Here is a 25,068-nt window from a genome sequence, read left to right on the forward strand (position 1 = left end):
ACGACACCACGGCAGACTGGGTGCACCGGCCCCCGCGACCAACCTCGCGGCCACCATCGTCACGACCCACGCAACCCCATCACCGCCCACGACACCCCCGGACGCGAAACAAGCCCTTGCAGCACGAACCCCTGGTGTGACGACACCACGGCCCGCCGAGCGCACCGGCCCCCGCGGTCAACATAGCGGCGACCGCGCCGTCCGGCACGGTCACGACCGGCCCGGGCGGCCGCCGCTCGCGGCGTCCGCCCGGGCGGCGCAAGCCGTTGCGGCGGCCCGGAACCTGTGGTGACGACGCCGCAGCAGCCCAGGTGCACCGGCAACCGCCGGTGCGGGAGCGCGGACCCTACGGTGACGGTGGCGCGCCGTTCATCCCGCTGCCGGCTTCGGTGACGGACGTGGCGGTGGCCGTGGCGCCCGAAGTGGTGGCGACGATGGTCACCTCTTCGCCGTTCGTGATGCCCGTCGCGGTGGTGGGGTCGATGGTGTAGACCTTCGTGAAACCGTCGTCGCTGCGGGCGGTGATCGAGGTGGCGGACAGGGCGGTGACCTGGCCGGTCTGCCGGAACTTCGCGACGTAGCCGCCGCTGTCGTCGGTGGTCACGAATTCGCCGTGCAGGACCGGGCCGAGCGCGGCGCCGCCGGCGGGGCCAGCGGGGCCAGCGGGGCCGCCCATCGGCCCGGAGCCCGGGACGGCCGCGGAAGCGTCGTCCGACGAGCCGCTCCCGACCCACCCGGCGACGCCGCCGCCGGCGACGATCACCGCGGCGATGCCGCCGGCCAGCCACTTTCGGGCCGGTGCGGGGGAAGGGTTTCCGGGCGCGTGAGTGTCCGGAGTGGACGGCTGAAGCCTGGGCGTGGTCATGGTTTACGCCATCCGAATGGGCCGGTCGGGGGAACCCGCCCCACGGTCTGCGGTGACCCTGGGTGCGCACTGTGGCGAGCATCTGGCCGCGCTGTGATCCACGCCCACAGCGGGCTCACAGGCAGCACACATCTCGCCCACACAGTGCGGTCCCACGCTCGTGTCATGGCCGTCCGCGCGAAGTCCGCCCCGCCCCGCTGGGGGCGGCTGTCGCTGCGCGCGAAGCTGACCGTGTCGATCGTGCTGCTGCTGTCGCTGGTGTGCCTGGTGATCGGAGTGGTGAGCGAATTCGCGCTGCGCGCGTTCCTGGTCGACCAGACCGACGGCCAGCTCTACGCGGCCACCGCCCGCGCCGCGGACTTCGCGACGCACGGCGGGCCGCTCGGCGGCCACAACCCCCTCGACGCGCCCGGCCAGGGCGCCGGCACCGTGAACGCGCACTTCTCCGGCGGCCAGCTCGTCGACGGCGGATCGCTGTCCCAGCACGGCCAGCGCGTGACGCTCACACCCGACCAGCTCGCGGCGCTGCAGAGCCTGCCGGTGGACGGCCGCGCGTACACGCGGACCGTCGGCGACCTCGGCGACTACCGGGTCACGGCGGTGGCCATCCCGGACGGCGTGGTCGTGACCGGGGTGCCGCTGCAACCCGTGCAGCAGACGCTGCTCACGGTCGGCCTGATCCTGTTCGGCGTCGCGGCCGCCGGCGTCACGGGTGCGGCGTTCATCGGCGCGTTCGCGGTGCGGCGCACGCTGCGGCCGCTCGACCGCGTGGCCGCGACCGCCGCGCGCGTCTCCGAGCTGCCGCTCGACCGCGGCTACGTGGACCTGTCGGTGCGCGTGCCCGACGGCGACACCGACCCGCGCACGGAGGTCGGCCAAGTCGGGTCGGCGCTGAACCTCATGCTCGGCCACATCTCGGCCGCCCTCGAAGCAAGGCACGAGAGTGAGCTGCGCGTGCGCCGGTTCGTCGCGGACGCGAGCCACGAGCTGCGCACGCCGCTCGCCGCCATCCGCGGGTACGCCGAGCTCGCGAGCCGCGGCCGCATGCAGGTGCCGCCCGACATCGCGCGGTCCATGACCCGCATCGAGTCCGAGGCCGACCGCATGACGACGCTCGTGGAGGACCTGCTGCTGCTCGCGCGCCTCGACGCGGGCCGGCCGCTCGACGTCGCGGAGGTCGACCTCGCGCGCCTGGTCGCCGACGCCGTCAGCGACGCGCACGTCGCCGGCCCGACCCACCAGTGGCGCCTCGAACTGCCCGATTCCCCGCTGTTCGTCCTCGGCGACGTGCAACGGCTGCACCAGGTGCTGGCGAACCTGCTGACCAACGCCCGCGTGCACACCCCGCCCGGCACGACCGTCGTCACGAGCCTGGCGCGCTCGGCGGACGGCAGCGCGGTCGTGACGGTGACCGACAACGGCCCCGGCATCACCCCGGAACTGCTGCCGGCGGTGTTCGAACGGTTCGCGCGCGGGGATTCGTCGCGCTCCCGCGCCGCCGGCTCGACGGGGCTGGGCATGGCGATCGCGGCGGCCGTGCTGGTGGCGCACCACGGGACGATCGAGGTCCACAGCCGGCCGGGCCGCACGGAGTTCGCGGTGCGGCTGCCGGTGCTCGTGCCCCTGCCGCGGGTACCGCAAGCACCCGTCGCACAGCTCGAAGCCTGACCGGTTCCTCCCGTCGCGGACGGTCGTGTCCGGTGACGCTGTGACGTCGCGTCGCACAGGGCGTACACAGGGTGGGCACATGGGCGGCCCAGGGTGGGCCGACAGGGTGGGGACCATGACCGCAGTCGCGATTCCCGCCGTCTCACCGAAGCGGGCCACCGTGGCCCAGCCGCGCTGGGTGCGGCCCGCGCTGGCCGTCCTCCTGCTGGGGACGGCGGCGCTGTACCTGGTGGACCTGAGCGCTTCGGGGTGGGCCAACGCGTTCTACTCGGCCGCGGCGCAGGCCGGTTCGCAGAGCTGGAAGGCGTGGTTCTTCGGGTCGAGCGACGCGGCCAACGGCATCACCGTGGACAAGACGCCCGCCGCGCTGTGGGTGATGGGGCTTTCGACGCGGCTGTTCGGCGTGAACGCGTGGAGTGTGCTGGTGCCGCAAGCGCTGATGGGCGTCGGGTCGACGTACCTGCTGTACGCGACGGTCCGGCGCACCTCGGGCGCGGCCGCCGGGTTGCTGGCCGGCGCGGTGCTCGCGCTGACGCCGGTCGCGGCGCTGATGTTCCGGTTCAACAACCCCGACGCGTTGCTGGTGCTGCTGCTGATCGCGGCGGCGTACTGCACCGTGCGCGCGGTCGAGAAGACGAGCCCGCGGTGGCTCGCGCTGGCCGGGATGGCGGTCGGGTTCGGGTTCCTGGCGAAGATGCTCCAGGCGTTCCTCGTGCTGCCCGCGCTGGCGCTGGCCTACCTGATCGCCGCGCCGGTGCCGGTGGGCAAACGCTTGCTGCACCTGCTCGGCGGGCTGGCGGCGGTGGTGGTTTCGGCCGGGTGGTACCTCGCCGTGGTGGCGCTGTGGCCGGCCGCGGACCGGCCGTTCATCGGGGGTTCGCAGGACAACAGCCTGCTGGAGCTCACCCTCGGCTACAACGGCTTCGGCCGCATCACCGGCGACGAGACCGGCAGTGTCGGCGGCGGGCGGGGCTGGGGCACGACGGGCCTGTTCCGCTTCTTCGGCAACGAAATGGCGGGCGGGATCGCGTGGCTGCTGCCGGCCGCACTGCTCGCGCTCGTCGCGGGTCTGTGGTTCACGCGGCGGACTCCTGGGCCGCGGCGACGGTCGGTTCCAACAACGCCGCGGGCTACCAGCTCGCGACCGGCCTGCCCGTCCTGGCCGTCGGCGGCTTCAACGGCACCGACCCGTATCCGACGCCGGCTCAGTTCCAGCAGTACGTCCACTCCGGACGCATCCACTACTTCGTCGGCGACGGCCTGATGGTGCGGGGCTCCTTCGGAAGCGACTACGCCCAGCAGATCGCTTCCTGGGTCGCCGAGAACTACCAGGCGACCACAGTGGACGGTGTCACCGTGTACGACCTGACAACCTGAGGTACGCCTCCCCGCGCGGCGAAAGCCGGTACCCGACTTCAAGGGACAACGTGAGGCCCAGGTCCTTGAGCTTGCGGACGGATCGCTTGAACACGAGCAGCTCCTCCCAGCCCAGCTGCTCGGCGAGGGTGCCGGCGCGCAGCCCGGGATTCGCCCGGATGGCTTCCAGGGTCTCCCTCGTCCACGCCCGCTTCGGCCCGGTGGCGTCGAACCGCTGCAACCGCGCGTCGATCGCCGCGACGTCGTCGGCCGTGAGATCGGCGGTGGCCGCCAGCCGGTCCCGCGGATCCCCGTCCGTGACAACGTGGAACCGCACCCGGTACAGCGGCACTTCCTCGCCCCCGCGCAGGTTCGCGATCAGGTCCGCCCGATCCCCGTACCCGGCCGCGACGGCGTCCTCGTCCGTCAGATCCCCCTCGACGATCTCGTCGACCTCCTCCACCTCGATCAGGTCGACGCCCGTCCGGTACCGGTGCCCGGGGATCGCTTTGCTGCGCGCCCACCGGCGCACCATGAGCGTGATGCGCCCTTCGTGGATCCCCTCACGCAACCGCGCTTCGAACAACATCACCCGATCGTACGGTGATAGGCCTGATTACGCCCGAAACGCGCGACAGGAACACCTCCAGTGCCCGTTCCCAGTCCACCGGACGCACCCACCAGCTCCTCCACGCACGAGGTGAACCACCCAAAAGCCCGCCGGACGCCGCCCTGATCAGACAGGCGACGAACGAAACGATCATCACCGACGTGATCAAAACCATGTGCACCAGGTGTTCCCCGTACAACGGATCAGCGGTGCGAACCTCGTAGACCGCCTGTCCGCCGCGCATTTCGCATGAAGTCGCCGAACAAGATCACCCGTTGGGGAAGCGACCCACAGGGCGCGCACAGGAACACCACAAGCTCACCAAAGCCCCACGACCGAACGTGAACCCCATGAACGCCACCGCACCCTCCCGCAGTGAAGCCGGTGCCGTGCCCCGGCCGCGGCCCGGGACCACCCCGGTCGGCCTCAGTGGGCCGCAGCCCGTGCTCGACGTCGTGATTCCGGTGTACAACGAGGAATCCGACCTGGAGCCGTGCATCCGCCGGCTGCACGCGCACCTCGAGGAGCACGCGCGCTACCCGTACCGCATCACCATCGCGGACAACGCGAGCACCGACGAGACCCTGCTCGTCGCCGAGCGGCTGGCCAGAGAGATCAAGCACGTCGAGGTGCGCCACCTCGACGAGAAGGGCCGCGGGCGCGCGCTCAGGCAAGTCTGGTCCACTTCGGACGCCCAGGTCCTCGCCTACATGGACGTCGACCTCTCCACCGACCTCGCCGCGCTCTCGCCGCTCGTCGCGCCGCTGCTGTCGGGTCATTCGGACCTCGCCATCGGCAGCCGGCTCGCCCGGGGCGCGCGGGTCGTGCGCGGGCCCAAACGCGAGTTCATCTCGCGGTGCTACAACCTGATCCTGAAGTCCACCCTGGCCGCCAAGTTCTCCGACGCGCAGTGCGGCTTCAAGGCCATCCGCGCGGACGTCGCGCACCGCCTGCTCCCCCACGTGCAGGACCCGGCCTGGTTCTTCGACACGGAGCTGCTCGTGCTCGCCCAGCGCTCGGGCCTGCGGATCCACGAGGTGCCCGTCGACTGGGTCGACGACCCGGACTCGTCGGTCAACATCGTCGCCACGGCGACGGCCGACCTCAAGGGCATCGTGCGCATCACGCGCGCCACGCTCACCGGCGAGATCCCCGTGCGCCGCCTGCGCGAGCAGCTCGGCCGCGAGCCCATCGGCGTCGACGCGCCCGGCGTGTCGCCCGGCCTCGTGACGCAGCTCGTGCGGTTCGCCGCCGTCGGCGTGGCCAGCACGGCCGCGTACCTGCTGCTGTTCCTGCTCCTGCGCGGCCTCGTCGGTTCGCAGGCGGCGAACTTCACGGCCCTGCTGCTCACGGCCATCGCCAACACGGCAGTCAACCGGCGCGTGACGTTCGGCGTCCGCGGCCGCGGCGGCGCCACCCGCCACCAGTTCGAGGGCTTGCTCGTGTTCGGCCTCGGACTCGCGCTGACGAGCGGCTCGCTGGCCGTGCTGAACCACACGACCCACCCCGGGCTCGTGCTGGAGACCACCGTGCTCGTGCTGGCGAACCTCGCCGCCACGGTGCTCCGCTTCCTGCTGCTGCGCGGCTGGGTGTTCAACCCCCGCCGCCGGCGCCCTGCCGAGGAGTCTCAATGACGTTGTCAAGCGGCTTGTGTGACCGGGATGGCGGGGGTGAAGACCCGGTTGTCACGCAGGAGTGCCCACAGCACGTCGACGCGGCGGCGGGCGAGGGCGATGACGGCCTGGACGTGTTTGAGGCCCTGGCCGCGTTTTTTGAGGTAGAAGTCGCGGTGGGGTCCGTCGCGGATGATGCTGCTCTGCGCGGACAGGTAGAACACGCGGCGCGGGCGTCGGCTGTAGCGTTGGGGGCGGTGCAGGTTGCCGGTGCGGCGGCCGGAATCCCGTGGCACCGGCACCAGTCCGGCGGCCGAGGCCAGATGCCCGGAGTCGGCGTGAGCGGCCAGATCACCGGCAGCGACGACGAGTTCGGCGCCCAGGATCGGTCCGATGCCGGGCAGCGATTCGATGATCTCGGCTTGCGGGTGGCCGCGGAAGGTGTCGCGGATCTGGTCCTCGATCTTCTTGAGCCTCTCGTCCACGCCGAGGAGCTGGCGGGCCGGCTCGGCCACGATGGCGGCGGCCACTCGCTCTGCGGGCAGGGTGGTGTGCTGGGCTTGGGCGGCGTTCAGCGCGGTGGCGGCGACCGCCTCGGCACCACGCACCTTGCGGTTGGCCAGCCAGGCGGTCAGCCGGGTCCGGCCCAGCCGGCGGATCGCGGCCGGGGTCTGGTAGCCGCTCAGCAACACCAGCGCACCCTTGTGGGCGGAGTAGTCGAACGCCTGCTCCAACGCGGGGCTGATGCCCGTGAGCACATCGCGCACCCGGTTGATCATCCGGACCCGGTCAGCGACCAGATCAGCGCGATGCCCGGTGAGCAGGGCCAGGTCCGCGGCCAGCTGGACAGGCACGTCGATGGCACGGAAGTCGTTGCGGACGCGGGAAGTCTCCGCGATGACGTAGGCGTCGCGGGCGCCGGTCTTGGCCTCGCCCCGGTAGGCGCCGGACATCCGGTTGACTGTCCGCCCGGGCACATAGACAGCCTGCTGGCCATGGGCGGCCGGCAGCGCCAGCAGCAACGCCGAGGCGGTGCCGGAGATGTCCACTGCCCACGACACCCGCTCAGCCAGGCCGACGATCTCGCCCAGCGCATCCAAGATCGCCGTCTCGTCATTGGCGATCTTCCTGGACCACACCGTCGCGCCGGTGTCATCGACCACCGCCGCCCAGTGGTGGGCCTTGCCCGCGTCAACCCCTGCCCAGACACGGGTCCGCTGCTTACTCAAGCACGTCTCCTCGACCTCGACGATCGTCCGTTGGCCCGAGGAACACCCCGCCGTCATCTCCGTAAACAGCGACCAGCACGCGCATCTCAACCAGCAGCCAGGGCGCCCCGAAGAGCCGGACGGCCACTCCTCGGGCGCCACCACGGGCAAGACCTCATCAGCCACATCCGGCCCTCCCGGGCCACCTAACAACTTACGGAGACCCCATGACCGCCGCCCTCGCCGTCCCCGTCGCGAAAACCCCGCAGCACCGCAACGAACACTCACCCCCGTGGGTCCGCCCGGCCGCGTTCGGCCTCCTGGCCCTGACGGCCGTGCTCTACTTCTGGGACCTCACCGCCTCGGGCTTCGGCAACTCCTTCTACGCCGCCGCCGTGCAATCCGGCACGCAGAACGCCGAAGCCTGGCTCTTCGGCAGCCTCGACTCCGGCAACGTGCTCACGGTCGACAAACCGCCCGCCGCCCTCTGGGTCGGCACGGCCTTCGCCCGGCTCTTCGGTTTCTCCAGCTTCACGGTCCTGGCCCCGCAAGCGCTCATGGGCGTCGCGTCGGCCGGCCTGCTGTACCTGACGGTCCGCCGCGTCTCCGGCCCGATCCCCGGCCTCCTCGCCGGCGCCGGCCTCGCGCTGACGCCGGTGGCCGCGTTGATGTTCCGCTTCAACAACCCCGACGCACTGCTCGTGCTCCTGCTCGTCGCCGCGGCCTACTGCACCGTGCGGGCACTGGAGGAGGCGAGCCCGAAGTGGCTCGTGTTCGCCGGGATCGCCGTCGGGTTCGGCTTCCTGACGAAGATGATGCAGGCCTTCCTCGTGCTGCCGGCGTTCGCGCTCGCGTACTTGATCGCCGCGCCGACGTCGCTCGGGAAGCGCTTGCTGCACCTGCTCGCCGCGGCGGCGGGGGTCGTCGTGTCGGCGGGCTGGTTCGTCGCGCTCGTCGAGGTCTGGCCGGCGTCGTCGCGGCCCTACATCGGCGGCTCCACCGGCGACAGCCTGCTGGAGCTCGCCCTCGGCTACAACGGCCTCGGCCGCATCTTCGGCGGCGAAGGCAACATGGGCGGCGGCGGGTTCGGGGGCCCAGCCGGCGGCAACACGATGTTCGGCGGCAGCTCCGGCCTCGGCCGCATGTTCGGCGCGAGTTTCGGCACGGAGGTGTCGTGGCTGCTGCCGGCCGCGATCATCGGGCTCGTCGCGGGCCTGTGGTTCACGCGCCGCGCCGCCCGCACCGACCGCACGCGCGCCGCGCTGATCGTCTGGGGTGGCTGGCTGTTGGTCACCGGGCTCGTGTTCAGCCTGATGGGCGGGACGGTCCACCCGTACTACGCCGTGCAGCTCGCCCCCGCGATCGCCGCACTGGTCGCGATCTCCGGCCACGCGTTGTGGCGCGGCCGCGCCACCACCGGCCCGCGCGCGACGCTCGGCGCGATGATCGCTGTCACGGCCGTGTGGGACTTCATCCTCCTCGACCGCACGCCCGACTGGTTCCCCGTGCTGCGCTGGCTCATCGTGGTGCTCGGGTTGCTGGTCGCGACGGTGGTGGTGGTCGGGGTGCCACCTCTGCGCAAAGCGCTCGCCGTCGTCGCCACGGCCTGTGTGCTGACGCTCGGCCTCGGCACCGCCGCATACGCCGTCGAGACGGCCGCCGTGCCGCACAGCGGCTCGATCCCCACGTCGGGGCCGGCGACCAGTGGCTTCGGCGGCGGCCAGGGTGGCGGTCCCGGTGGTGGGTTCGGCGGTGGTTTCGGAGACGAACAAACCGGGAGCGAAATCGGACAACTGCTGGCGAAAACCACCACCAAGTGGGCGGCCGCCACCACGGGTTCCCAGTCGGCCGCGAGTCTCGAACTCGCGAGCGGCAAGGCGGTGATCGGTATCGGCGGCTGGAGCGGCAGCGACCCCGCGCCGACGCTGGCGGAGTTCCAGCGTTACGTCGCCGACGGCCAGATCTCCTACTACGTCGACGGCGGCCGTGGCGGTGGTCCCGGCGGCGGCTCCAGCGAGATCACGGAGTGGGTCGCGGCGAACTTCACCGCGACGACCGTCGGCGGGCAGACCGTCTACGACCTCACTCAGTGAGAGCCCGAAGGCCACCCCGCGGCGCGGCGGGGTGGCCTTCGCCGTGCTGCGGGGTGACCGAAGCGCTCGGGTGGACAAGTGGTGTAGGCCATCAGGGGAAAAACAGGCACGTCTCAGCACCTTCCCAGGAAACGGGCGCATTCTGGGAAGGGCAGGGGGAAAGTCGCGAACACCCGGGAGGTCCCGATGGCCGGATACCCCCGCTGGCACACCGCCAGCGCGCAGGGCCCGCGCGAGCGCAATGCCGACGCCGTCAGCGCGTACGCCCTCGCCGGCGCCCCCGGGATCACCTTCGCGCTCGCCGACGGCGTCGGCGACGACCCCGGTGCCGGCCGCGCCGCCCAGACCGCCGCCGCGGCGGCCGCGCGCACGCCGGTGCAGAGCGGGCCGGTCGCGGCGATCCTCAACGCCCAGCAGGCCCTGCGGAACCTCGGCGGTACCGGCGATGCCGTGCTCGTGGTCGCCATGCCCTTCGCCGGTGGCTACCGCATCGCGTGGGTTGGCGACGCCCGCGCGTACGCCTGGGACGGCACCATGACCCGCAAGCTCACCACCGACCACACGATGGCCGAATACTTCCGGGCGCGGCACCAGCCGTATTCGCCGCGGATGGAGCACCTGGTGACGACCAGCGTACGCACCACCAAACCCGACGAGATCGGCACCGCGGAGCTGGTCGGCGGCGGGCTGCTGCTCACCAGCGACGGCGTGCACAAGGTGCTCCCGCCCGCCACCCTCGACGAGATCCTCGCCGACCCCGAGCGCGGCGCCGCGGGCCTCGTCGAGACGGCCATCAGCCTCGGCGGCACGGACAACGCGACCGCGCTGTTCGTCGAGCAGCCGGAGGTGGACGTCACGGCGATCGTGACGGAGCGGTTTCCCTCAGCTGCCTGAGCCCTCCGCCGAGCCGCCCGGTGAGCCGCCGGCCGAGCCGCCTCGGTCGCGCTGACTCGCACGTTCGCGGCGAAGCTGCCGGTACTCGCGGTAGACGAGCACGATGATCAGCGCGTCGAGCGCCGCGAAGAACGGCAACGCGATCGAATGCGTCTCGATCGCCCGGTACACCTCGTAAACCACGAACGCGCCCAGCACCACCATCGCCACCGGGTACGCGCGCAGCCACTTGCGCGCGAGCGCCCACACGAGTGCGAGTTTGACGACACCGTGCGCGAGTAGATACACAACAGCGAACGTTTTGGTGCCACCGTTCACGAAGTTCTCGGTGGCCAGCTCGAGGTGCCGCGCGAGGGTGCCCGACGGGTCGCCCAGCAGGTCACGCGTGATCACGGCGTGGGCGAACCCCGTGACGACCGAAGACGGGATGAACACCAGGATCAGCGCGCCGATCACCTGGATCGCGCCGTCGAGTCCCTTGAGCGTGATCGCGATCTTGAACAGCCGGTCGGTGTTCGTGACCTGTTTGTTCTCCGCCATCGTCCCAGCCAACACGAAAACTCGCCGGTCCGCGCGGGTGCACACCCGTCAGGAGGAGCCACCCAGCCGGGCTTGGCACGCTTCGCACCTTTCGTGGCGGGCCGAGCGGTTGGTGGCGTCGCGCCCGTAGAACGGGTAGCAGGCCGCCCCGCACAACGCGAGGAACACCGGGCCGCACCGCAACGGCCGCGACCCCACCTGGTGCGCGACCCCCATCGCGTGGCGGCGCGCGCCGGCCTCGGGCAGCCAGCCGTGCGGCGGCAGGGTGGCCAGCAGCGCGTCGTTCAGCTCGTCGGACCTGGTCACCAGCGCGCCGCCCAGGTCGAGGAGCCGTTCACCCAGGTCGCGCAGCGCGTCGGGGCGGGGTGCGTCTTCTTCGATCGTGCGCGTGAGGAAGGCGAGGTCGGTGGCGAGTGAGGCCTGCAGATCCCGGATCCGCGCGAGCAGGATCGCATCGGTCACGTCCGGCTCAGCCACGTCGTCGAACACCGCACGCAGGTCGGGTCGAACCAATTCCCGCCGAGCTCCGGAACGTCCGTGACCGTGACGGTCACCTCCACCCCGCACAACGCGACGAACGATTCCTCCGGCCGCGGCGCGAAAGGCCCCTCCAGCGCGTGACGTTTTCCCTCGGCCTGCTGCCATCTCAACACGACGGTCTCCCCTATTCAGCAACGTGCCGGAACATTCGGCCTGTGCCCAGCTGCAAACACAAGCCTCGCCATGGGTGATCGCCCGGTTACGTATCATCACCACCATGACGAAGCCTTCCGGCACCCCGCGCGCCGTGGCACTGGGTGCGGCGCTGCGCGAAGTGCGCGAAGCGAATAAGTTCGGCCTTCGCGAACTGTCCCGGGCACTCGACCTCCCGGCCAGTCTCGTCGTGCACTGGGAAGCCGGGACCCGCACGCCCTCCACCGACGACGTGGCCAACATGCTGGGTTTCTTCCGCGTGATCGGGGAGCCGAAGAAGCGGATCATGGACCTCGCGCGGCACGTGCGGGAGCCGAACTGGATGGCCAACGGTGCCGCAGAACTCACACCGGAACTGACCACCTTGTTGCAATACGAACAAGGTGCGAAATCCATCACCGATTGGGCACTTAACGTCATCCCCGGACTGCTACAAACACCGGATTATGCCCGCGCGATCTTCGAAGCCTCCGGTCTCACAGTTCCGCAGATCGATGCTCGGATTCGAGTACGCCTCGACCGGCAGAAAATTCTCGCCCGCCGCAACCCGATTATCTATTCCGCGATCATCGGCCATCACGCCATCGATGAGCCGGTCGCACCAAGCTGGATCATGTCCGACCAGGTGGACCGCCTGCTGGAGATGTCGGAGCGACCGAACATCAGCCTCCGAGTGCTTCCACGGCAACCAAATTACCATCCTGGCATGAATGGCTCGTTCGTGATCTACCAATACGACCACCGCGATCCGATTGTGCTGCTGGAGCAGCACAGCACCACTTCGTTCCTCAGCAGCGATAAGGATTGGGTCCTCTATCGGCAGCTTGCTAGGCTTCTGGCTGGAGAGACGTTGAGCGAGGAAGCCAGCCGCGCGATGATCGCGGAGGCGGCGAGTTAGGCGGAGGCCAGACATGCAGAGTGCCCGGTGGTGGACGTCGTCCTACAGCACGGCGAATTCCAACTGCGTCGAGGTGGCAGTCGCACACGAGGTCGGCGTCCGGGACACCAAGAATCGCGAAGCGGGACAAATCACCGTCTCGCGTGAGGCGTGGCGGGGTGTACTCGACATGTTGCAGGCGCCCTCGGCAACCCGTCCCACCAGCCCAACCCCCTGATCCGGCGAACCTGCCGAGCTTCGGTCGACCGTGCTGGTCGATTCCGCACAGCTCTCACACCTCGTAACACACTCGGCCCAGGGCACCGTCCCCACTGGTGGAACTCGCACACTCACTGACACGGCAAGGGTTCTGAGCATCTCCCCGTGGTGGAACTCGGACAACCCACGGTCGGAAGCACCCACGACTCCCACCCACCGACGGAATCCACACACCAGTGGGTCGCGAAACCCACGGTGCGCATCACCGCGGTGGGATTCGGACAACCCGCGGTGCGCGTCAGCGCGGTGGGATTCGGACAACTCTCGTTCGGCAGAGCCCAGGGCGTTGACCCTGGTGATCGGATCGGCACAACCCCTGACATGACGAAGCTCGGGGTGCGGATCCTGGTGGTGGAATCCGCACCCCGAGCTGTCCATCGTTCACCGCTTCAGCACATCAGGCTTGCCGAGCCGTCGGGCTGCCAGGCCGTCGAGCTACCGGGCGGTCGAGCCGGTCGGCAGTCGAATAGCCCGGCCGTCCCAGCGGTCCGGCGGTCCGGCGGCAGTCCGGCCGTCGAGCTTCGGGCTGTCAAGCGCGGGTCGCGCCCATGGCGGGCGGGCCGGCGTTGACGCCGAAGTTCGTCGGCTGGTCGGAGAGCGTGATGTGGATCGTGCCGGCCTTCAGCAGGTCGGCGTGGGAGAGCCAGCTCTGGCGCAGCTTGCCCTTGTTCGTGTCCGCGGAGGACACGTACTGGAGCTTCGAGGCGTCGGCGCCGGGCGCTTCGATGTCGATCGTGCGGCCGTGTTCCGGGTGGATCTGCACCTTTTCGAACATGGGCGACGTGAGCACGTACTTGGCCGAACCCGGCTGGGCCTCGAAGATGCCCGCCATGGCGAAGACGAGCAGCGACGAGGTGGCGCCGAGGTCGTCGTTGCCGGGCATGCCGTAGACGTTGTCGGTGAACAGCGTCCGCATGGCGCGGAGCACGGCCGACGTCTTCCACGGCGAGTTCGTCCACGTGTACATGTACGGCGCGTGGAAGTCGGGTTCGTTGTTGGGGTTGAAGGCGAAGTTGTTGTGGTAGTCGTACGCGCCGGTCACCCACGAGTCCGAAGCGGCCTTGGCCGGGTCGGTGAGCACGGTCGGCATGTCGAAGAACTTGTCCAGCCGCTGCTCGGCACCGGCCGGGCCGCCCATGAGCCCGAAAAGGGTGCCCGGGTCCTGCTGGGCGAGCCACTGGTACTGCCACGCGGTGCCTTCGTGGAAGGCGTTGGTCTGCGTCGGGTCGGGGTTGCCGACCACGGAACCGTCCGCGTTGCGCGGGACCGGGAACCCGCTGAAGCCCTGTGACGCGACGCTCGGGTCCCAGAGCTTGGTGAAGTTGTCACAGCGGGACGCGAGAGTCTTGGCCTTGTCCTGGTAACCCAGCCCCGCCGCCATGGTGGAAAGCGAACAGTCGGCGAGCGAGTACTCGAGGGTGGCCGAGCCCGCCTGGCGGCTGTCGCCGTACTTGTAGCCGGGGAGGTTCTGGTAGGCGACCCAGCCGTTCTGGACGTAACTCGGGTTGCCGTCGCGGCCGCGGAAGATCGACTGGTCCGCCGGGACCTCGTTGACGTTCTTCCAGAGCGCGTCGAAGAGCTGGCGCGAGGTGCGGTTGTCCAGCAGGCCGCGGTTGTAGATGTCGACGAGGAACGGGGTGATCGGGTCGCCGCTCATCACGTTCGTCTCGCTGTTGCCGAGCGCCCAGCGAGGTAGCCAGCCGCCGTCCTGGTAGATGTGCAACACCGACTTGGCCATGTCCGCGGCCTTGTCCGGGTGCAGCAACGCCACCAGCTGGTTCTGCGAACGGTAGGTGTCCCAGAGCGAGAACATCTGGTAGTACGTCGAATCCGCGCGGTGCACCTGGTCATCGAAGCCGCGGTAGCGGTTGTCCACATCGGACCCGACCGATGGGTGCAGCAGCGAGTGGTAGAGCGCGGTGTAGTACGTGCGCTGATCGGCGGTGCTGCCACCGGCGACGCGCATGCGGTTGAGCTCGTCCTGCCAAGTGCTGTGCGCTTGCGCACGCGCCTTGTCGAACGAGGAGGGCTGCTCGGCCTTGCGGTTGAGGCGCGCGCCGTCGACCGAGGTGTAGGACAGGCCCACGGAGATGCCGACCTGGTTCTTCTGCGCCGGGTCGAACGTCACCCACGCGCCCGCGCGCTGGGTGCCGCGCGACGCGTCGCGCTGACCGGGCGTGAGGGTGCCGTCGGTCCAGGTGCCGAACGACGAGAAGGCGTGGTCGAACTTTGCGCTGAAGAAGATCCGGTAGCGCTCCTTACCGGTCTCCCCGCAGAAGTTGCCGCCCTGCAGCCAGCCTTCGACGGTGTCGTTGCCGACCACGTGGACGTCGCCGGCGTAGGTGGAACCGTTGCTCTGGCCGACCTCGATGAGCACGTTCTCGGGGCCCGAGCCGGCCGGGTAGGTGTAGCGGTGCTGGCCGGTCCGCTGCGTTGCGGTCAGCTCGGCCTGGATGCCGTTGTCGAACTTCACGCCGTAGTAGCCCGGCGCGCGGGTTTCGTTGTCGTGGCTGAACTTCGCGCCGTAGGCCGCCGGGTCGGACGAGGTGACGGCGCCGGTGGTCGGCATGAAGCGGAAGTTGCCCATCGTCTGGCAGCCGACGCCCGAGAGGTGCGTGTGGCTGAAGCCGAGGATGGTGTTCTGCTTGTAGTCGTACGAGGCGTACTGGTTCAGCTGCGTGTCGGGGCTCAGCTGAACCATGCCGAACGGCACGGAGGCGCCGGGGAAGGTCGTCCCGTCGCCGTTGTTGCCGATGCTCGTGTCGACCAGCGTGGTGGGGTCACTGGCGAACTTCGGTCCCTTGTCGGGCTGCGCCGTGGCGGCCGTTCCGCTCGCGGCCGTGGCGAGGGCGGTGGCCAGCACGAAGGCGGCGAACACGCGTTTCCGCGCTCTCATCGCGTTCCTTTCGGTGTGACAACGTTGTCAATTCGGGGCGTCTTAGATCCTTGCCGCTCGGGTGTGGTTCCGTCAATCCACCGCGTGTACCAGTGGCCGATTTACCACGGGCTGAATCGTTCCGGTGGTGTGGACCACTGCCACCGTTGTCAACACCGGTCAGTGCCAGGGTTCCGCGCCGGTGCGGATCGTCGTGTCGCGGTCGGCGGCTTCTTCGATGGCCAGGGCGATGCGGTGGTCCTCCAGACCGTCGGCCAGCGGGTACGGGGCCGGGCCCTCGTCGCGCGCCCACGCGGCGGTGTCGGCGAGGAGGGTGGCGATGGCGATCTCCTCGTCGTTCCAGCGGCGGCCCTGGAAGGCGTTGCGGTAGAGGACGTCGGAGCCGAAGGTGATGTGGTCGGTGTCGTAGCCGTCGAGGTCGAGGTCGTAGCCGGTCTGGCGGCGGACGAGCGGCGTGCGGACGATGGTGCGCTCTTCCGTGAGCCGCAGCGCTTCGTGGTCGGCCAGCTCGCCGTGGGTGCCGCGGACCAGCAAGCGGCGGGCCAGGAGCTGGTTGTGCCACTGGTTGTCGGTGAAGTCGTAGACGCCCAGGCCCTCCGGGAAAACGACGGTGGCCACGGTCGTGGTCGCCGTTTTGGTCTCGACGACCGGCGCCCAGCCGGCGCGGGAAAGGGGGTCGGCGAGCGGCGCCGTGGTCCGCGTGGCGCGGACCTCGACCGGGCCGAGGCCGGCGCCCAGGAACGTCCGGATCAGCGACACGGCGTGGTACTGGTGCGTCGAAGACACGTCGACCCGGGTGATCGGGCCCAGCGCACCCGAACGGGCCAGCGCCAGGCGCGCCGCGTGGGCCGGCACTCGGGTGTACTGCTCGGCCACCTGGACCAGACCACTGCTGCCGACGTCGCGCCACAGCGCGCGCAGCCCGTCGAGATCCGGCGCGGGCGGGGTTTCCGCGAGCACCCGCACGCCGCGGGCCACCAGGTCCACGATCAGCGACGGCGTGACGGCCCACGGCACGGCCGTGACCACGAAGTCCGGCTTCTCCGCCAGGCACGAGTCCAGCGACGTGAACACCGGCACCGGCAAGTCCTTGGGGCTGCGGGAAACCACGCCGACGCACTCCAGCTCGCCGGCGAGGCGCCAGAAGTACTCCGCGCGCCAGCCCGACCCCACGATCGCGTATTTGGTCACGCGCTCAACGTATCTCGGTTGCCCCCGCTGCGACCATGGAGACATGACCACCGTGGCGGCCCGGATCCGTGAGGCCACCGTCGTGTTGGGGGATCGCAGCGACGACGCGCGCTACCCCGACCCGGCGGCGTGGTGGCGCGCGCCCGGGCTGCTGCGCGACCTCGGCCCGGCGCTCGCGGGCCTGTTCGCCGACGCCGAGCCGACGGTGGTGCTCGGGCCGGAATCGCGCGGCTGCCTGCTCGGGCCGCTGGTCGCGCTGGCGCTGGGGGTCGGGTTCGTGGAGGTGCGCAAGGACCGCGGGCCGGTGTTCGACTCCGACGCCTGGCGCACCCGCACGTCCGCACCGGACTACCGCGACCGGCACCTGACGCTCGGGTTCCGCCGCCGGCTCGTCGGCGCGGGCGATCGCGTGCTGCTGGTCGACGACTGGATCGAGACGGGCGGGCAGGCGCGCTGCGTGCAGGGCCTCGTCGCAGACGCGGAGGCGACGTGGCTGGGCGTCGCGGTGATCGTGGACGGCTTGCGCCGCAACGAAGAACGCCGGCGGCTCACCGTGCGGTCGCTGGTGAACGTCCGGGAGCTCTGACGCGCCGCGGCGGGCCGAGCGCTCGCGTGAGCAGGCCACCTGCGCGACCCGCGCACCCGCCGGGCCGGCGCGCCGAGATCAAGTCTGGAATCCCAGACTGAAACGCGGCGCGATCTCTTTTCCGGCTTATCCGTGACGGGGAGAGTCTGCACTCGTTCGCGGCGCCGGCCGCGACAGCGACGGAGGACAGATGGCTCCCCTCTACTTCACCTTCCTCAACGGCAAAGACATCGCCGAACTGGCTGTCTCGAACGCGGAGATCCTCGACGCCGTCGAAGCGGGGCTCAGGGCACAGGGCGACGGAGAGACGGTGGTCGAGCCGCGGGTCCACCTCGAGCCCGGTGAACAGTTCAACGGCCACTTCAACGTCCTGCGCGGCTACGTCGGCCCGCTGAACCTGGCCGGGGTCAAGGTGGTCGGCGACTTCGTCGACAACTACCGCGTGGGCCTGCCCTCGGAAATGGCGTTGCTCACCCTGTTCGACCCCGCGACCGGAACTCCCGTGGCCATTCTCGACGCGACCGCGATCACGGAGATGCGCACCGGTGCCGTCACCGCGCTCGGCGCCCGGCACCTGGCCCGCAAGGACGCGAAGGTCCTCGCCAACATCGGCGCGCGCGGGACGTCGTATTGGAACGTGCGCCTGATCGCGGAGGCGTTCGACCTCGAGCAGATCCGCGTGCACTCCCGGCGCGCGGAAAGCCGCAACGCCTTCGCCGAAAGGCTGCGGCGCGACCTCGACGTCGACGTGGTCGTCACCGACGACTGGGAGTCCTGTGTGCGCGACGCGGACATCGTGGTCGAAGCGTCGCGCCTGCCGCAGCCCCAGCCGCTGCTCAAGACCGAGTGGATCAAGCCCGGCGCCCTCGTGGTCCCCTACGGGACGATGAGCGCGGTCGAGCTCTCCCTCACCGGGATCATGGACAAGATCGTGGTCGACGACTGGGGCCAGTGCCGCACGGGCAAGTTCGGGTCGCTGCGCGAACACGTCAACCGCGGGCTGCTCACCGAAGAAACCCTGCACGGTGAGTTGTGCGAGCTCGTGGTCGGGAGCAAACCGAGCCGGGAGCACGACTCGGAGACGAACTTGTTCTGGCACCGCGGCCTGTCCCTTTCGGACATCGCTCTGGGCCACGCACTGCTGCACCTCGCCGCCGAGCACGGCGTGGGAACCCGCTTGCGCTTCGCCTAGCCACAGCAAACGAGGGGGCCCTGCGTCGAGGAGTGAACATGTTCGGAAACAGCGGGCGACCGGCGACGGCCGCCACCGTGCACACCGTTCGTGACCCGTCGGGCGGCGTGGACACCGCGGCGATCCGGCGCCGCGGCTGGGCGGTCACGGCGCTGCTGCTGGCTTTCATGGTCGTGAACTACGCGGACAAAGCAGCGGTCGGCCTCGCCGGGGTGGACATCAAGGCGGACCTCGGGCTGTCCAACGAGCAGTTCGGCCTGGTGCAGAGCAGCTTCTACTGGCTGTTCGCCGTCGGGGCCCTCGTGTTCACGGGGCTGTCGGACAAGATCGGAGCCCGCTGGCTGGTCGGCGGGTTGGGCGCGCTGTGGTGCGTGAGCATGGTCCCGCTGGCCGGCTCGGCCGGGTTCACCCTGCTCATCGCCTCCCGGGTCGTGCTGGGCTTCGCGGAAGGCCCGGCTTCGGCCGTCGCCGCCCACGTGGTGCACACGTGGTTCACGCCCCGACGCCGAGCACTGCCCAGCTCGCTGATCTTCACCGGGGTCGCGATCGGCCCGCTGCTCGCCGCGCCGATCTTGACGTGGGTGATCACGACGTTCGACTGGCACCACGCCTTTCTGGTGCTGATCGTGGCCGGGGCTCTCGTCGTCGCCGCGTGGCTGGTCGTGGGCAAGGCGGGGCCGGTGTCGAGCGCGACGACCCGCGAAAGCGACACCGCCACGGGTGCGGTGCTGCCGGACCGGATCGCGTGGTCGCGACTGCTTCGTCGGCCGACGCTGTGGGGTATCGCCCTTCTGCTGTTCTGCGGCTACTGGAGCGTGTCGCTCAAAGTGACCTGGCTGCCGCTGTACCTTCGCGAGGGCATCGGCTACTCCGCGGACGAATCCGGCTGGCTGGTGACACTCCCCTACGCCTCGGGTGCGGTCCTCTCCGTGCTCTGTGGCTGGCTGTCGGGGCGGATGACGACCCGCGGGATCAGCTGTACGTTCACGCGGGGTGTGGTGCCGAGCGTGTTGTTCTGCGCCACGGGTCTGGCGATGATCGGCTTCACCGTGGTGCCCCGCGGGTGGGGCCAGATGATCCTGATCACCCTGGCGTTCTCCCTGACCACGGCGGTGTGGGGCGTCGCCATGGCCGGGCTCTCCGACGTGGTCCCCGGCAAGCAACGCGGGACCGTGCTGGGTGCCGTGGTCGCCGTCCACAGCCTCGGCGGCGTGATCGCACCGGTCGTGCTCGGCAGCTTCGTCGACTCCGGCGACACCCTCGCGGCGGGCTACGGACGGGGTTTCCTGGCCGCCGGCGTCGTCATCGTCGTCGGCTCGGCGATCGCGGCCTTCCTGATCAAGCCGGACCGGGATGCCCGCGTCGTCGCCCAGGTGGCGGCGGCCGGATGACCCCACCGCCCCGGCCAAGTCCGCTTGGCGAGCTCTACCGCGCCGCGGCGGGAAACCGCTCCGCCCCGAGGACTCCGAGGAGCTCGATCTTCTGCGCGGCTTCGCTGCGGGGCGCCGCGGTGAGCACCAGCAGCGCCTGCGACTGGTCTTCGGTGAACAGCGCCTGGCAGTCGACCTCGATTTCGCCCAGCTGGGGGTGGATCAGGGTCTTGTGGTCCTCGAAGCGGCGCGCCACCTCGTGCAGCTCCCACAGCTCGGCGAACTCCGCGCTCTCCTTCTTCAGCGCGCGCACGAGTTCGCCGGCGCGGGAGTGCGGGCCCATCGAGCCGTACGCGGCGCGCAGGCCCGCGACCTGGGCGCGGCTCTGCCGATCGCGGTCCTGCTCGGGGTAGACGAGGCGTTCGGCGGGATCGGTGAACCAGCGGTAGGTCTCGCTGCGGGCCAGTCCCGTCAGGTGCGAGCGGTCGCCGTACAGCGCGAGCGCCAGGTCGTTCTGCACGAGGATCTCGCCGAGGCTGGAGAGGATCAGCGCGGGCGTGTCGCCGAGGCGGTCGAGCACACGCAGCAGCGCGGGCGACACGTGCGTCGCGGCCGCGGCCGGCGAAGGCGCGTTGCGGCCGGAGATCTGGAAGAGGTAGTCGCGTTCGCCGTCGGTGAGGCGCAGTGCGCGGGCGAGCGCGGCGAGCATCTGCTCGCTCGGCTGCGGGCCGCGTTGCTGTTCCAGGCGCGTGTAGTAGTCCGTGGACATCGCGGCGAGCGACGCGACCTCCTCGCGCCGCAGCCCCTGGGCGCGCCGCCGCGGGCCCGCGGGCAGCCCGACGTCCTCGGGGTGCAGCTCCTCCCTGCGGCGGCGCAGGAACTCCGCCAAAGCCAGTCGGTCCATACGGCCAGTATCCGCGTGCCGCGAAGGGCCAACCAGGGACCGCCGATCCCCCGATGAGCGGTCTCTGCACGTCACGGCGCCGGACCGCGAAGGTCGGGGCATGGACATCTCCGGAAACACCATCTTCATCCCCGGCTCCACCAGCGGCATCGGCCTGGCCCTCGCGCTGGAGCTGAAGGCGCGCGGCAACACCGTGATCATCGGCGGGCGGCGCACCGAACTGCTGCGCTCCCTCGCCGAGGCGCACCCGGGGCTCGGCACCGTGCGGGTCGACACCACCGACCCGGCGAGCATCGACGCCGCGGCCAAGGAGGTGCTGGCCGGCTACCCCGAGCTCAACGTGCTGGTCACCATGTCGGGCATCATGCGCGTCGAGGACTGGCGGGACCCCTCGTTCCTGCCCACCGCCGAGGAGACCGTGACGACCAACGTGCTCGGCCCGATCCGCCTCATCGCCGCCTTCGTCGAGCACCTGCAGACCCGCCCGTCGGCGACGATCATCACGGTTTCGTCCGGCCTCGCGTTCACCCCACTGCGCGTCACGCCCTCCTACAACGCGTCGAAGGCCGCCATCCACATGCTCAGCGAATCCCTGCGGCTGCAGCTCGCGCGCACTTCGGTGCGCGTCGTGGAGCTCGAACCGCCGTCGGTGCAGACCGATCTCATGCCCGGCCAGGCCGACAACGACCACGCCCAGCCGCTCGCCGAGTACGTCGCCGAAGTCATGCACCTGCTGGAAACCCAGCCGGACGCGCGCGAGATCCAGGTGGAACGCGTGAAGTTCCTCCGCTACGGCGAAGCCCGCGGCGACTACGACCAGGTCGTGGCGGCGCTCAACGCGGAAGATCCGCACGGGGATTGAGTTCCCGGGAAACCCGGGCGCGGGTGCACCCGCGCCCGGCGGCCGGGGTTCACCTCGCCGGGATCGACTCCGGATCGGCGCTGTGCGCCCGCAGGAGGCCGAGCGCTCCCTGGACGGCCCGGTCGAACGGTTCGCACGACTGCTCCGCCCGCGCAAGCACGTACCCGCCCTGCAGCACGGCCGAGAGCGTCGCGGCCAAATCGGACGGACGCAGCGCCGCGTCCAGCTCGCCGTCCTGTTGCGCTTGCTCGATCACCTCGGCCAGCAGGACGCGGACCTGGTCGAGCGCGTCGCGGACCGGCTGCCGGAGCTCTTCCCGCTCGATGATCTCGGGGTCCCCCGCCAGCCGTCCCACCGCACAGCCGCGCAGCACCTCCCGATCGAGCAGGAGGTATCCCGCGATCCGCTCGAGAGCGGTTCCCGGTCCCTTCAGCACCCCTTCGGACTGCGCCTTCATGATCTCGGCGCTGCGCTGCTCAGCGGCCAGCGCCAGATCCGGCTTGCCCTGGAAGTGGTGGTACATGCTGCCCTGACCGACCCCGGAGCGGCGCAGGATCGCGGTCGGGCTGGTACCCAGATAACCGCGGTCCCACAACAGCTCTCGAGTACCTTCGATCAGCCGTTCCCGCGCACTTGCGTCCATGCCACCCACAATACATACCAGTATGTATTGTGACCACCGGGCTCAGCTCGCCAGGTAGTCGTGGAGGACGGCGCCGGGCAGGAGTTCCATGTCGTACACCGTGTGACTCGAGCCGACGATCTCGTGGACCGGCAGGTCGGCCAGCGGCGCGAGCGCGTGCGGGTTCAGCTCGAGCGCGGTCGGGCCGGTCCAAGCGCTCTTGACGGTGATGCCCGAGTACTGCAGGCGGACGAGTTCGAGGATGCGCGGCGAACCGTCGACGTCGGGGATGATCTTCAGCGCGGCGCCCGGCGTGGCCAGCGCCTCGCGGGCTTCCTCGACGCTGCCTTCCTCGTAGCGGTAGCCCATGGTCGCGCGGGCCACGAGCACGTCGTCGAAGTGCAGGGTGCCGGTGAGGGTCGCGTTGTTCACGGCGAGGCCGATCCGGCCGTACTTCTTCGGCAGCCCCCAGATCTCACGTCCCTGCAGGATCGCCGGCACGGTGTCGCAGAACATGATCGGGCGGAAGCCGACCGGTTCGCCGTCGTAGCTCGCGGAGATCGTCTGAGCCAGTTCGGCGTACTTGCCCAGACCGGGGATCTCCATGGTCAGCAACGTCAGGGTCACGATCGGATCGAGCACTTCCAGCGGCTCCGGAACGAGCCGGCGCGCCTGGTCGAGGTCCGTCCGGTAGCTGACCGAGAGCGATTCGCGGTCGACGATCCGCAGCGGGAGCTTCGCCCCGTAGGACGGCGAGCCGAACGGGATGGCGTACGCGTTCTTCCGCACTTCATCGGCGGTCAGAGGAAAAGCCGGCATGGCTGATGCCCTTCTGGTGTCTCCGGGTGGTCTCGTCGCGCGCGCCGCGAGCTGCCGCGTGATCGCGGCTTCCCCACGAACATACATACATGTATGTATGGTGGTCAAGGCAGGCCGGGGCACAGCAGGGGTGAAGGTGAACGCGGACCGGGTGATCAGGTCACCGTTGCCGTTGCGCGGGGCGGGTTTCCGGCGCGCTCCGTCACGCCAGGTGCGTCGGCTTCCCCGCGAGGATCGTTGCGCTGACGGGCATGTCCCGCAGTTCCGCCGGGGACAGCCGCGACGGGTCGGCCGCGGTGATCATCAGGTCGGCCACGTCGCCGACCGCGATGCCGTGGCGGCCGCCCGAAGCCGCGGCCAGCGCGGCCGTCAACGGGATCGCCTGCTCGGGGTGCCAGGCAGGCCGGTCGTCGTCCGTGCGGCCGACGGCGGCGGCGATGCCGTCCCACGGGTCAAGGGGCGCGACGGGCGCGTCGGAACCGATTTCGAGGCGGGCGCCGGAGTCCAGCAGCGCGCGGTAGGGGTACGCGCGATCAGTGCGGCCGTACCAGTGGCGGTCGGCGACGTCGCGGTCGTCGGGCTGGTGCGCGGGCTGCACGCTCGCCACCAAGCCCAAAGCGGCGAAGCGCGCGACGTCTTCGAGCGCGAGCAGCTGCGCGTGCTCGATGCGGCCCGCGCAGCCCAGCTCGGAGAACGCGTCGAGGGCGATGGTGTTGGCCTTGTCGCCGATGGCGTGCACGGCCGGCACCAGCCCGTGCTCCGCCGCGCGGCGCATGAGGGGCACCAGCTCGGCGGGCGGCAACTCCAGCAGTCCCGCGGAATTCGACTCCGGGTAGGGGTCGTGGCAGTAAGCGGTGCGGGTGTTGAGCGAACCGTCCACGAACAACTTGAACGGCCCCACCGTGAGCAAACCGCCGCCGGCGGGGAGGACGTCGCCGGTGCGGTGGCCGCGGTCGATGGTGAGGTCCAGCAACGGACGGGAGATCACGCACGAAACCCGCGTTTCCGGCGAAACCGCGGCGGTGCGACGGGTCCAGTCCGCCACCGTGTCGGCGTACTCGTAGTCCACGATCCCCGTCACCCCACGGGAAGCCGCCGCCGACAGCGCGTCCGCGACCCACCGGTCCGCCACGTCCGGCGGCGCCGACGGGAGCGCGGCGGTGGCGGTCATGCAGTCGTTCTCCAGCAGCACGCCCGTCGGGTGGTCGCGGCCGATCAGCTTCAGCGCCGCCGGACTGAGCCACAGCGTGTGCAGGTCCGCGCTGAACAACGCCACCGCCCGCCCCGGCAACGCGCGCTGCAGCATCTCCTTGTGCGGCTCGTCCGGCCACAACCCGTCGCGGAAACCCGCGCCCACCACGAGGTCACCACTGGGAGCGGACAACAACCGGTGCAGCAGCAATTCCACCGCTTCGGCGGCCGAACGCGCGTCGCCGAGCGGGATGCGGCGGCGGAACCCGGCCCACTGGACGACGTGCACGTGGGCGTCGACGAGACCCGGCAGCAGCGTGCCGCCGTGGCCGTCGAGCACGCGCGCGGCGAAACCCGAGCCGGCGCCCGGTTCCTCGATGGCGGCGACGCGGCCGTCGTTCACGCGCACGTCGGCCAGCACGCCGTCGAGCCCGACCCGCACCCGGCGGAGGAGGAGATCGTCCATCCGCCCAGCCTGCCAGGCCGGTGCGGGAGAAGGGAATCTTCACCGAACGGGTGAGTCAGGTGCAAACCGGGGAATGCTGGGTATTCCCCTGGTGTTGCAACACACGCAAGGCAGCCGTCGCCCGCCGAAGGGTCAGGGCCGGTTCAGGAGCGCCGCCTTCACAAGCCGCGCAGGGTTCGACTCCCTCGGTTGCCACCTCACCACAGCGCCCGCGTGCCGTCCGGAACGCGGTCGTTAGGCCGTTCGTCCCACGCCGAATTGCGGTATTGATGC

Annotated in this window: 22 protein-coding genes and 1 pseudogene; 11 read left to right on the top strand and 12 right to left on the bottom strand. The window is 70.4% G+C overall.

Annotation, left to right across the window (positions count from 1 at the left end; genetic code table 11):
* Window positions 1-346: 346 nt before the first annotated feature.
* Window positions 347-865, bottom strand: a complete 519-nt coding sequence (locus ACIA77_RS25445) for a hypothetical protein (protein WP_395888463.1) — start codon at window positions 863-865, stop codon at window positions 347-349.
* Window positions 866-1,030: 165 nt separating this feature from the next.
* On the opposite strand from ACIA77_RS25445, the gene ACIA77_RS25450 reads away from it, so the two are divergent.
* Together ACIA77_RS25450 and ACIA77_RS25455 are read left to right on the top strand one after the other, a co-directional pair.
* On the top strand, window positions 1,031-2,533 hold the full coding sequence (locus ACIA77_RS25450; RefSeq protein WP_395888464.1) for a sensor histidine kinase: 1,503 nt from the start codon (window positions 1,031-1,033) through the stop codon (window positions 2,531-2,533).
* Window positions 2,534-2,648: 115 nt separating this feature from the next.
* Window positions 2,649-3,910: pseudogene (locus ACIA77_RS25455) on the top strand (glycosyltransferase family 39 protein).
* Here ACIA77_RS25455 and ACIA77_RS25460 read toward each other — a convergent pair.
* Entirely contained in the window at window positions 3,885-4,478 is a 594-nt protein-coding gene (locus ACIA77_RS25460; protein ID WP_395888465.1) for a hypothetical protein, read from the bottom strand. The pseudogene ACIA77_RS25455 and the gene ACIA77_RS25460 overlap by 26 nt on opposite strands.
* 371 nt (window positions 4,479-4,849) lie before the next feature.
* Here ACIA77_RS25460 and ACIA77_RS25465 point away from each other — a divergent pair, with 371 nt between their 5' ends.
* Window positions 4,850-6,133 (top strand): glycosyltransferase, encoded by a 1,284-nt coding sequence (locus ACIA77_RS25465; protein ID WP_395888466.1) that lies wholly within the window; start codon window positions 4,850-4,852, stop codon window positions 6,131-6,133.
* Between the two features lie 5 nt (window positions 6,134-6,138).
* Here the strand turns inward: ACIA77_RS25465 and ACIA77_RS25470 are convergent, their stop codons facing one another.
* Entirely contained in the window at window positions 6,139-7,341 is a 1,203-nt protein-coding gene (locus ACIA77_RS25470; protein WP_395888467.1) for an IS110 family transposase, read from the bottom strand.
* A gap of 206 nt (window positions 7,342-7,547) precedes the next feature.
* On the opposite strand from ACIA77_RS25470, the gene ACIA77_RS25475 reads away from it, so the two are divergent.
* Together ACIA77_RS25475 and ACIA77_RS25480 are read left to right on the top strand one after the other, a co-directional pair.
* On the top strand, window positions 7,548-9,413 hold the full coding sequence (locus ACIA77_RS25475) for a glycosyltransferase family 39 protein (RefSeq protein ID WP_395888468.1): 1,866 nt from the start codon (window positions 7,548-7,550) through the stop codon (window positions 9,411-9,413).
* 186 nt (window positions 9,414-9,599) lie between these two features.
* The gene (locus tag ACIA77_RS25480) at window positions 9,600-10,307 is read left to right on the top strand and encodes a PP2C family protein-serine/threonine phosphatase (protein WP_395888469.1); all 708 of its coding nucleotides are present in this window, start codon (window positions 9,600-9,602) and stop codon (window positions 10,305-10,307) included.
* On the opposite strand, the gene ACIA77_RS25485 is transcribed toward ACIA77_RS25480, so the two are convergent.
* The 3 genes from ACIA77_RS25485 to ACIA77_RS25495 are packed head-to-tail and all read right to left on the bottom strand — an operon-like array spanning window position 10,296 to window position 11,500.
* Window positions 10,296-10,847 carry a DUF2127 domain-containing protein gene (locus ACIA77_RS25485; RefSeq protein ID WP_395888470.1) on the bottom strand — a complete coding sequence of 184 codons (552 nt, stop codon included), beginning with the start codon at window positions 10,845-10,847 and terminating at the stop codon, window positions 10,296-10,298. The genes ACIA77_RS25480 and ACIA77_RS25485 overlap by 12 nt on opposite strands.
* Window positions 10,848-10,895: 48 nt before the next feature.
* On the bottom strand, window positions 10,896-11,324 hold the full coding sequence (locus tag ACIA77_RS25490) for a hypothetical protein (RefSeq protein ID WP_395888471.1): 429 nt from the start codon (window positions 11,322-11,324) through the stop codon (window positions 10,896-10,898).
* Entirely contained in the window at window positions 11,306-11,500 is a 195-nt protein-coding gene (locus tag ACIA77_RS25495) for a zinc finger protein (protein ID WP_204094574.1), read from the bottom strand. Before ACIA77_RS25495 ends, ACIA77_RS25490 begins: the two co-directional genes overlap by 19 nt.
* Window positions 11,501-11,604: 104 nt before the next feature.
* On the opposite strand from ACIA77_RS25495, the gene ACIA77_RS25500 reads away from it, so the two are divergent.
* Together ACIA77_RS25500 and ACIA77_RS25505 are read left to right on the top strand one after the other, a co-directional pair.
* Entirely contained in the window at window positions 11,605-12,438 is an 834-nt protein-coding gene (locus ACIA77_RS25500) for a Scr1 family TA system antitoxin-like transcriptional regulator (RefSeq protein WP_395888472.1), read from the top strand.
* A 13-nt stretch (window positions 12,439-12,451) separates the two neighbouring features.
* Window positions 12,452-12,655: a DUF397 domain-containing protein gene (locus tag ACIA77_RS25505; protein ID WP_395888473.1), complete on the top strand. Its 204-nt coding sequence runs from the start codon at window positions 12,452-12,454 to the stop codon at window positions 12,653-12,655.
* 570 nt (window positions 12,656-13,225) lie between these two features.
* Here ACIA77_RS25505 and ACIA77_RS25510 read toward each other — a convergent pair.
* A complete protein-coding gene (locus tag ACIA77_RS25510; RefSeq protein WP_395888474.1) occupies window positions 13,226-15,592 on the bottom strand; it encodes a GH92 family glycosyl hydrolase in 2,367 nt (788 codons plus the stop codon).
* 159 nt (window positions 15,593-15,751) lie between these two features.
* Window positions 15,752-16,783, bottom strand: coding sequence for a Gfo/Idh/MocA family oxidoreductase (locus tag ACIA77_RS25515; protein ID WP_395888475.1), 1,032 nt, complete (start codon window positions 16,781-16,783; stop codon window positions 15,752-15,754).
* A 43-nt stretch (window positions 16,784-16,826) separates the two neighbouring features.
* On the opposite strand from ACIA77_RS25515, the gene ACIA77_RS25520 reads away from it, so the two are divergent.
* From ACIA77_RS25520 to ACIA77_RS25530, 3 genes are all read left to right on the top strand, one after another.
* Entirely contained in the window at window positions 16,827-17,369 is a 543-nt protein-coding gene (locus ACIA77_RS25520) for a phosphoribosyltransferase family protein (RefSeq protein ID WP_395888476.1), read from the top strand.
* Window positions 17,370-17,559: 190 nt separating this feature from the next.
* Window positions 17,560-18,561: an ornithine cyclodeaminase family protein gene (locus tag ACIA77_RS25525; RefSeq protein WP_395888477.1), complete on the top strand. Its 1,002-nt coding sequence runs from the start codon at window positions 17,560-17,562 to the stop codon at window positions 18,559-18,561.
* Window positions 18,562-18,599: 38 nt separating this feature from the next.
* A complete protein-coding gene (locus tag ACIA77_RS25530) occupies window positions 18,600-19,952 on the top strand; it encodes an MFS transporter (RefSeq protein ID WP_395888478.1) in 1,353 nt (450 codons plus the stop codon).
* A 34-nt stretch (window positions 19,953-19,986) separates the two neighbouring features.
* Here ACIA77_RS25530 and ACIA77_RS25535 read toward each other — a convergent pair whose 3' ends face one another.
* Window positions 19,987-20,835 (bottom strand): helix-turn-helix domain-containing protein, encoded by an 849-nt coding sequence (locus ACIA77_RS25535; RefSeq protein WP_395888479.1) that lies wholly within the window; start codon window positions 20,833-20,835, stop codon window positions 19,987-19,989.
* A 100-nt stretch (window positions 20,836-20,935) separates the two neighbouring features.
* On the opposite strand from ACIA77_RS25535, the gene ACIA77_RS25540 reads away from it, so the two are divergent.
* Window positions 20,936-21,697, top strand: a complete 762-nt coding sequence (locus ACIA77_RS25540; RefSeq protein WP_395888480.1) for an SDR family oxidoreductase — start codon at window positions 20,936-20,938, stop codon at window positions 21,695-21,697.
* 49 nt (window positions 21,698-21,746) lie between these two features.
* Here ACIA77_RS25540 and ACIA77_RS25545 read toward each other — a convergent pair whose 3' ends face one another.
* The 3 genes from ACIA77_RS25545 to ACIA77_RS25555 form a co-directional block, all read right to left on the bottom strand.
* The gene (locus ACIA77_RS25545; protein WP_395888481.1) at window positions 21,747-22,340 is read right to left on the bottom strand and encodes a TetR family transcriptional regulator; all 594 of its coding nucleotides are present in this window, start codon (window positions 22,338-22,340) and stop codon (window positions 21,747-21,749) included.
* A gap of 42 nt (window positions 22,341-22,382) precedes the next feature.
* Window positions 22,383-23,138, bottom strand: a complete 756-nt coding sequence (locus tag ACIA77_RS25550; RefSeq protein ID WP_395888482.1) for an acetoacetate decarboxylase — start codon at window positions 23,136-23,138, stop codon at window positions 22,383-22,385.
* A gap of 202 nt (window positions 23,139-23,340) precedes the next feature.
* On the bottom strand, window positions 23,341-24,795 hold the full coding sequence (locus tag ACIA77_RS25555) for an amidohydrolase (RefSeq protein ID WP_395888483.1): 1,455 nt from the start codon (window positions 24,793-24,795) through the stop codon (window positions 23,341-23,343).
* Window positions 24,796-25,068 lie beyond the last annotated feature (273 nt).

It is taken from the genome of Amycolatopsis sp. NPDC051903 (assembly GCF_044452505.1).
Taxonomy (GTDB): domain Bacteria; phylum Actinomycetota; class Actinomycetes; order Mycobacteriales; family Pseudonocardiaceae; genus Amycolatopsis.

What these genes read in the sequence shown, in the direction of transcription:
- ACIA77_RS25445 (WP_395888463.1), bottom strand. Translation starts at nt 865, where the DNA reads ATGACCACGCCCAGGCTTCAGCCGTCCACTCCGGACACTCACGCGCCC.
- ACIA77_RS25450 (WP_395888464.1), top strand. Translation starts at nt 1,031, where the DNA reads ATGGCCGTCCGCGCGAAGTCCGCCCCGCCCCGCTGGGGGCGGCTGTCG.
- ACIA77_RS25460 (WP_395888465.1), bottom strand. Translation starts at nt 4,478, where the DNA reads ATGTTGTTCGAAGCGCGGTTGCGTGAGGGGATCCACGAAGGGCGCATC.
- ACIA77_RS25465 (WP_395888466.1), top strand. Translation starts at nt 4,850, where the DNA reads ATGAACGCCACCGCACCCTCCCGCAGTGAAGCCGGTGCCGTGCCCCGG.
- ACIA77_RS25475 (WP_395888468.1), top strand. Translation starts at nt 7,548, where the DNA reads ATGACCGCCGCCCTCGCCGTCCCCGTCGCGAAAACCCCGCAGCACCGC.
- ACIA77_RS25480 (WP_395888469.1), top strand. Translation starts at nt 9,600, where the DNA reads ATGGCCGGATACCCCCGCTGGCACACCGCCAGCGCGCAGGGCCCGCGC.
- ACIA77_RS25485 (WP_395888470.1), bottom strand. Translation starts at nt 10,847, where the DNA reads ATGGCGGAGAACAAACAGGTCACGAACACCGACCGGCTGTTCAAGATC.
- ACIA77_RS25500 (WP_395888472.1), top strand. Translation starts at nt 11,605, where the DNA reads ATGACGAAGCCTTCCGGCACCCCGCGCGCCGTGGCACTGGGTGCGGCG.
- ACIA77_RS25505 (WP_395888473.1), top strand. Translation starts at nt 12,452, where the DNA reads ATGCAGAGTGCCCGGTGGTGGACGTCGTCCTACAGCACGGCGAATTCC.
- ACIA77_RS25510 (WP_395888474.1), bottom strand. Translation starts at nt 15,592, where the DNA reads ATGAGAGCGCGGAAACGCGTGTTCGCCGCCTTCGTGCTGGCCACCGCC.
- ACIA77_RS25520 (WP_395888476.1), top strand. Translation starts at nt 16,827, where the DNA reads ATGACCACCGTGGCGGCCCGGATCCGTGAGGCCACCGTCGTGTTGGGG.
- ACIA77_RS25525 (WP_395888477.1), top strand. Translation starts at nt 17,560, where the DNA reads ATGGCTCCCCTCTACTTCACCTTCCTCAACGGCAAAGACATCGCCGAA.
- ACIA77_RS25530 (WP_395888478.1), top strand. Translation starts at nt 18,600, where the DNA reads ATGTTCGGAAACAGCGGGCGACCGGCGACGGCCGCCACCGTGCACACC.
- ACIA77_RS25535 (WP_395888479.1), bottom strand. Translation starts at nt 20,835, where the DNA reads ATGGACCGACTGGCTTTGGCGGAGTTCCTGCGCCGCCGCAGGGAGGAG.
- ACIA77_RS25540 (WP_395888480.1), top strand. Translation starts at nt 20,936, where the DNA reads ATGGACATCTCCGGAAACACCATCTTCATCCCCGGCTCCACCAGCGGC.
- ACIA77_RS25545 (WP_395888481.1), bottom strand. Translation starts at nt 22,340, where the DNA reads ATGGACGCAAGTGCGCGGGAACGGCTGATCGAAGGTACTCGAGAGCTG.
- ACIA77_RS25550 (WP_395888482.1), bottom strand. Translation starts at nt 23,138, where the DNA reads ATGCCGGCTTTTCCTCTGACCGCCGATGAAGTGCGGAAGAACGCGTAC.
- ACIA77_RS25555 (WP_395888483.1), bottom strand. Translation starts at nt 24,795, where the DNA reads ATGGACGATCTCCTCCTCCGCCGGGTGCGGGTCGGGCTCGACGGCGTG.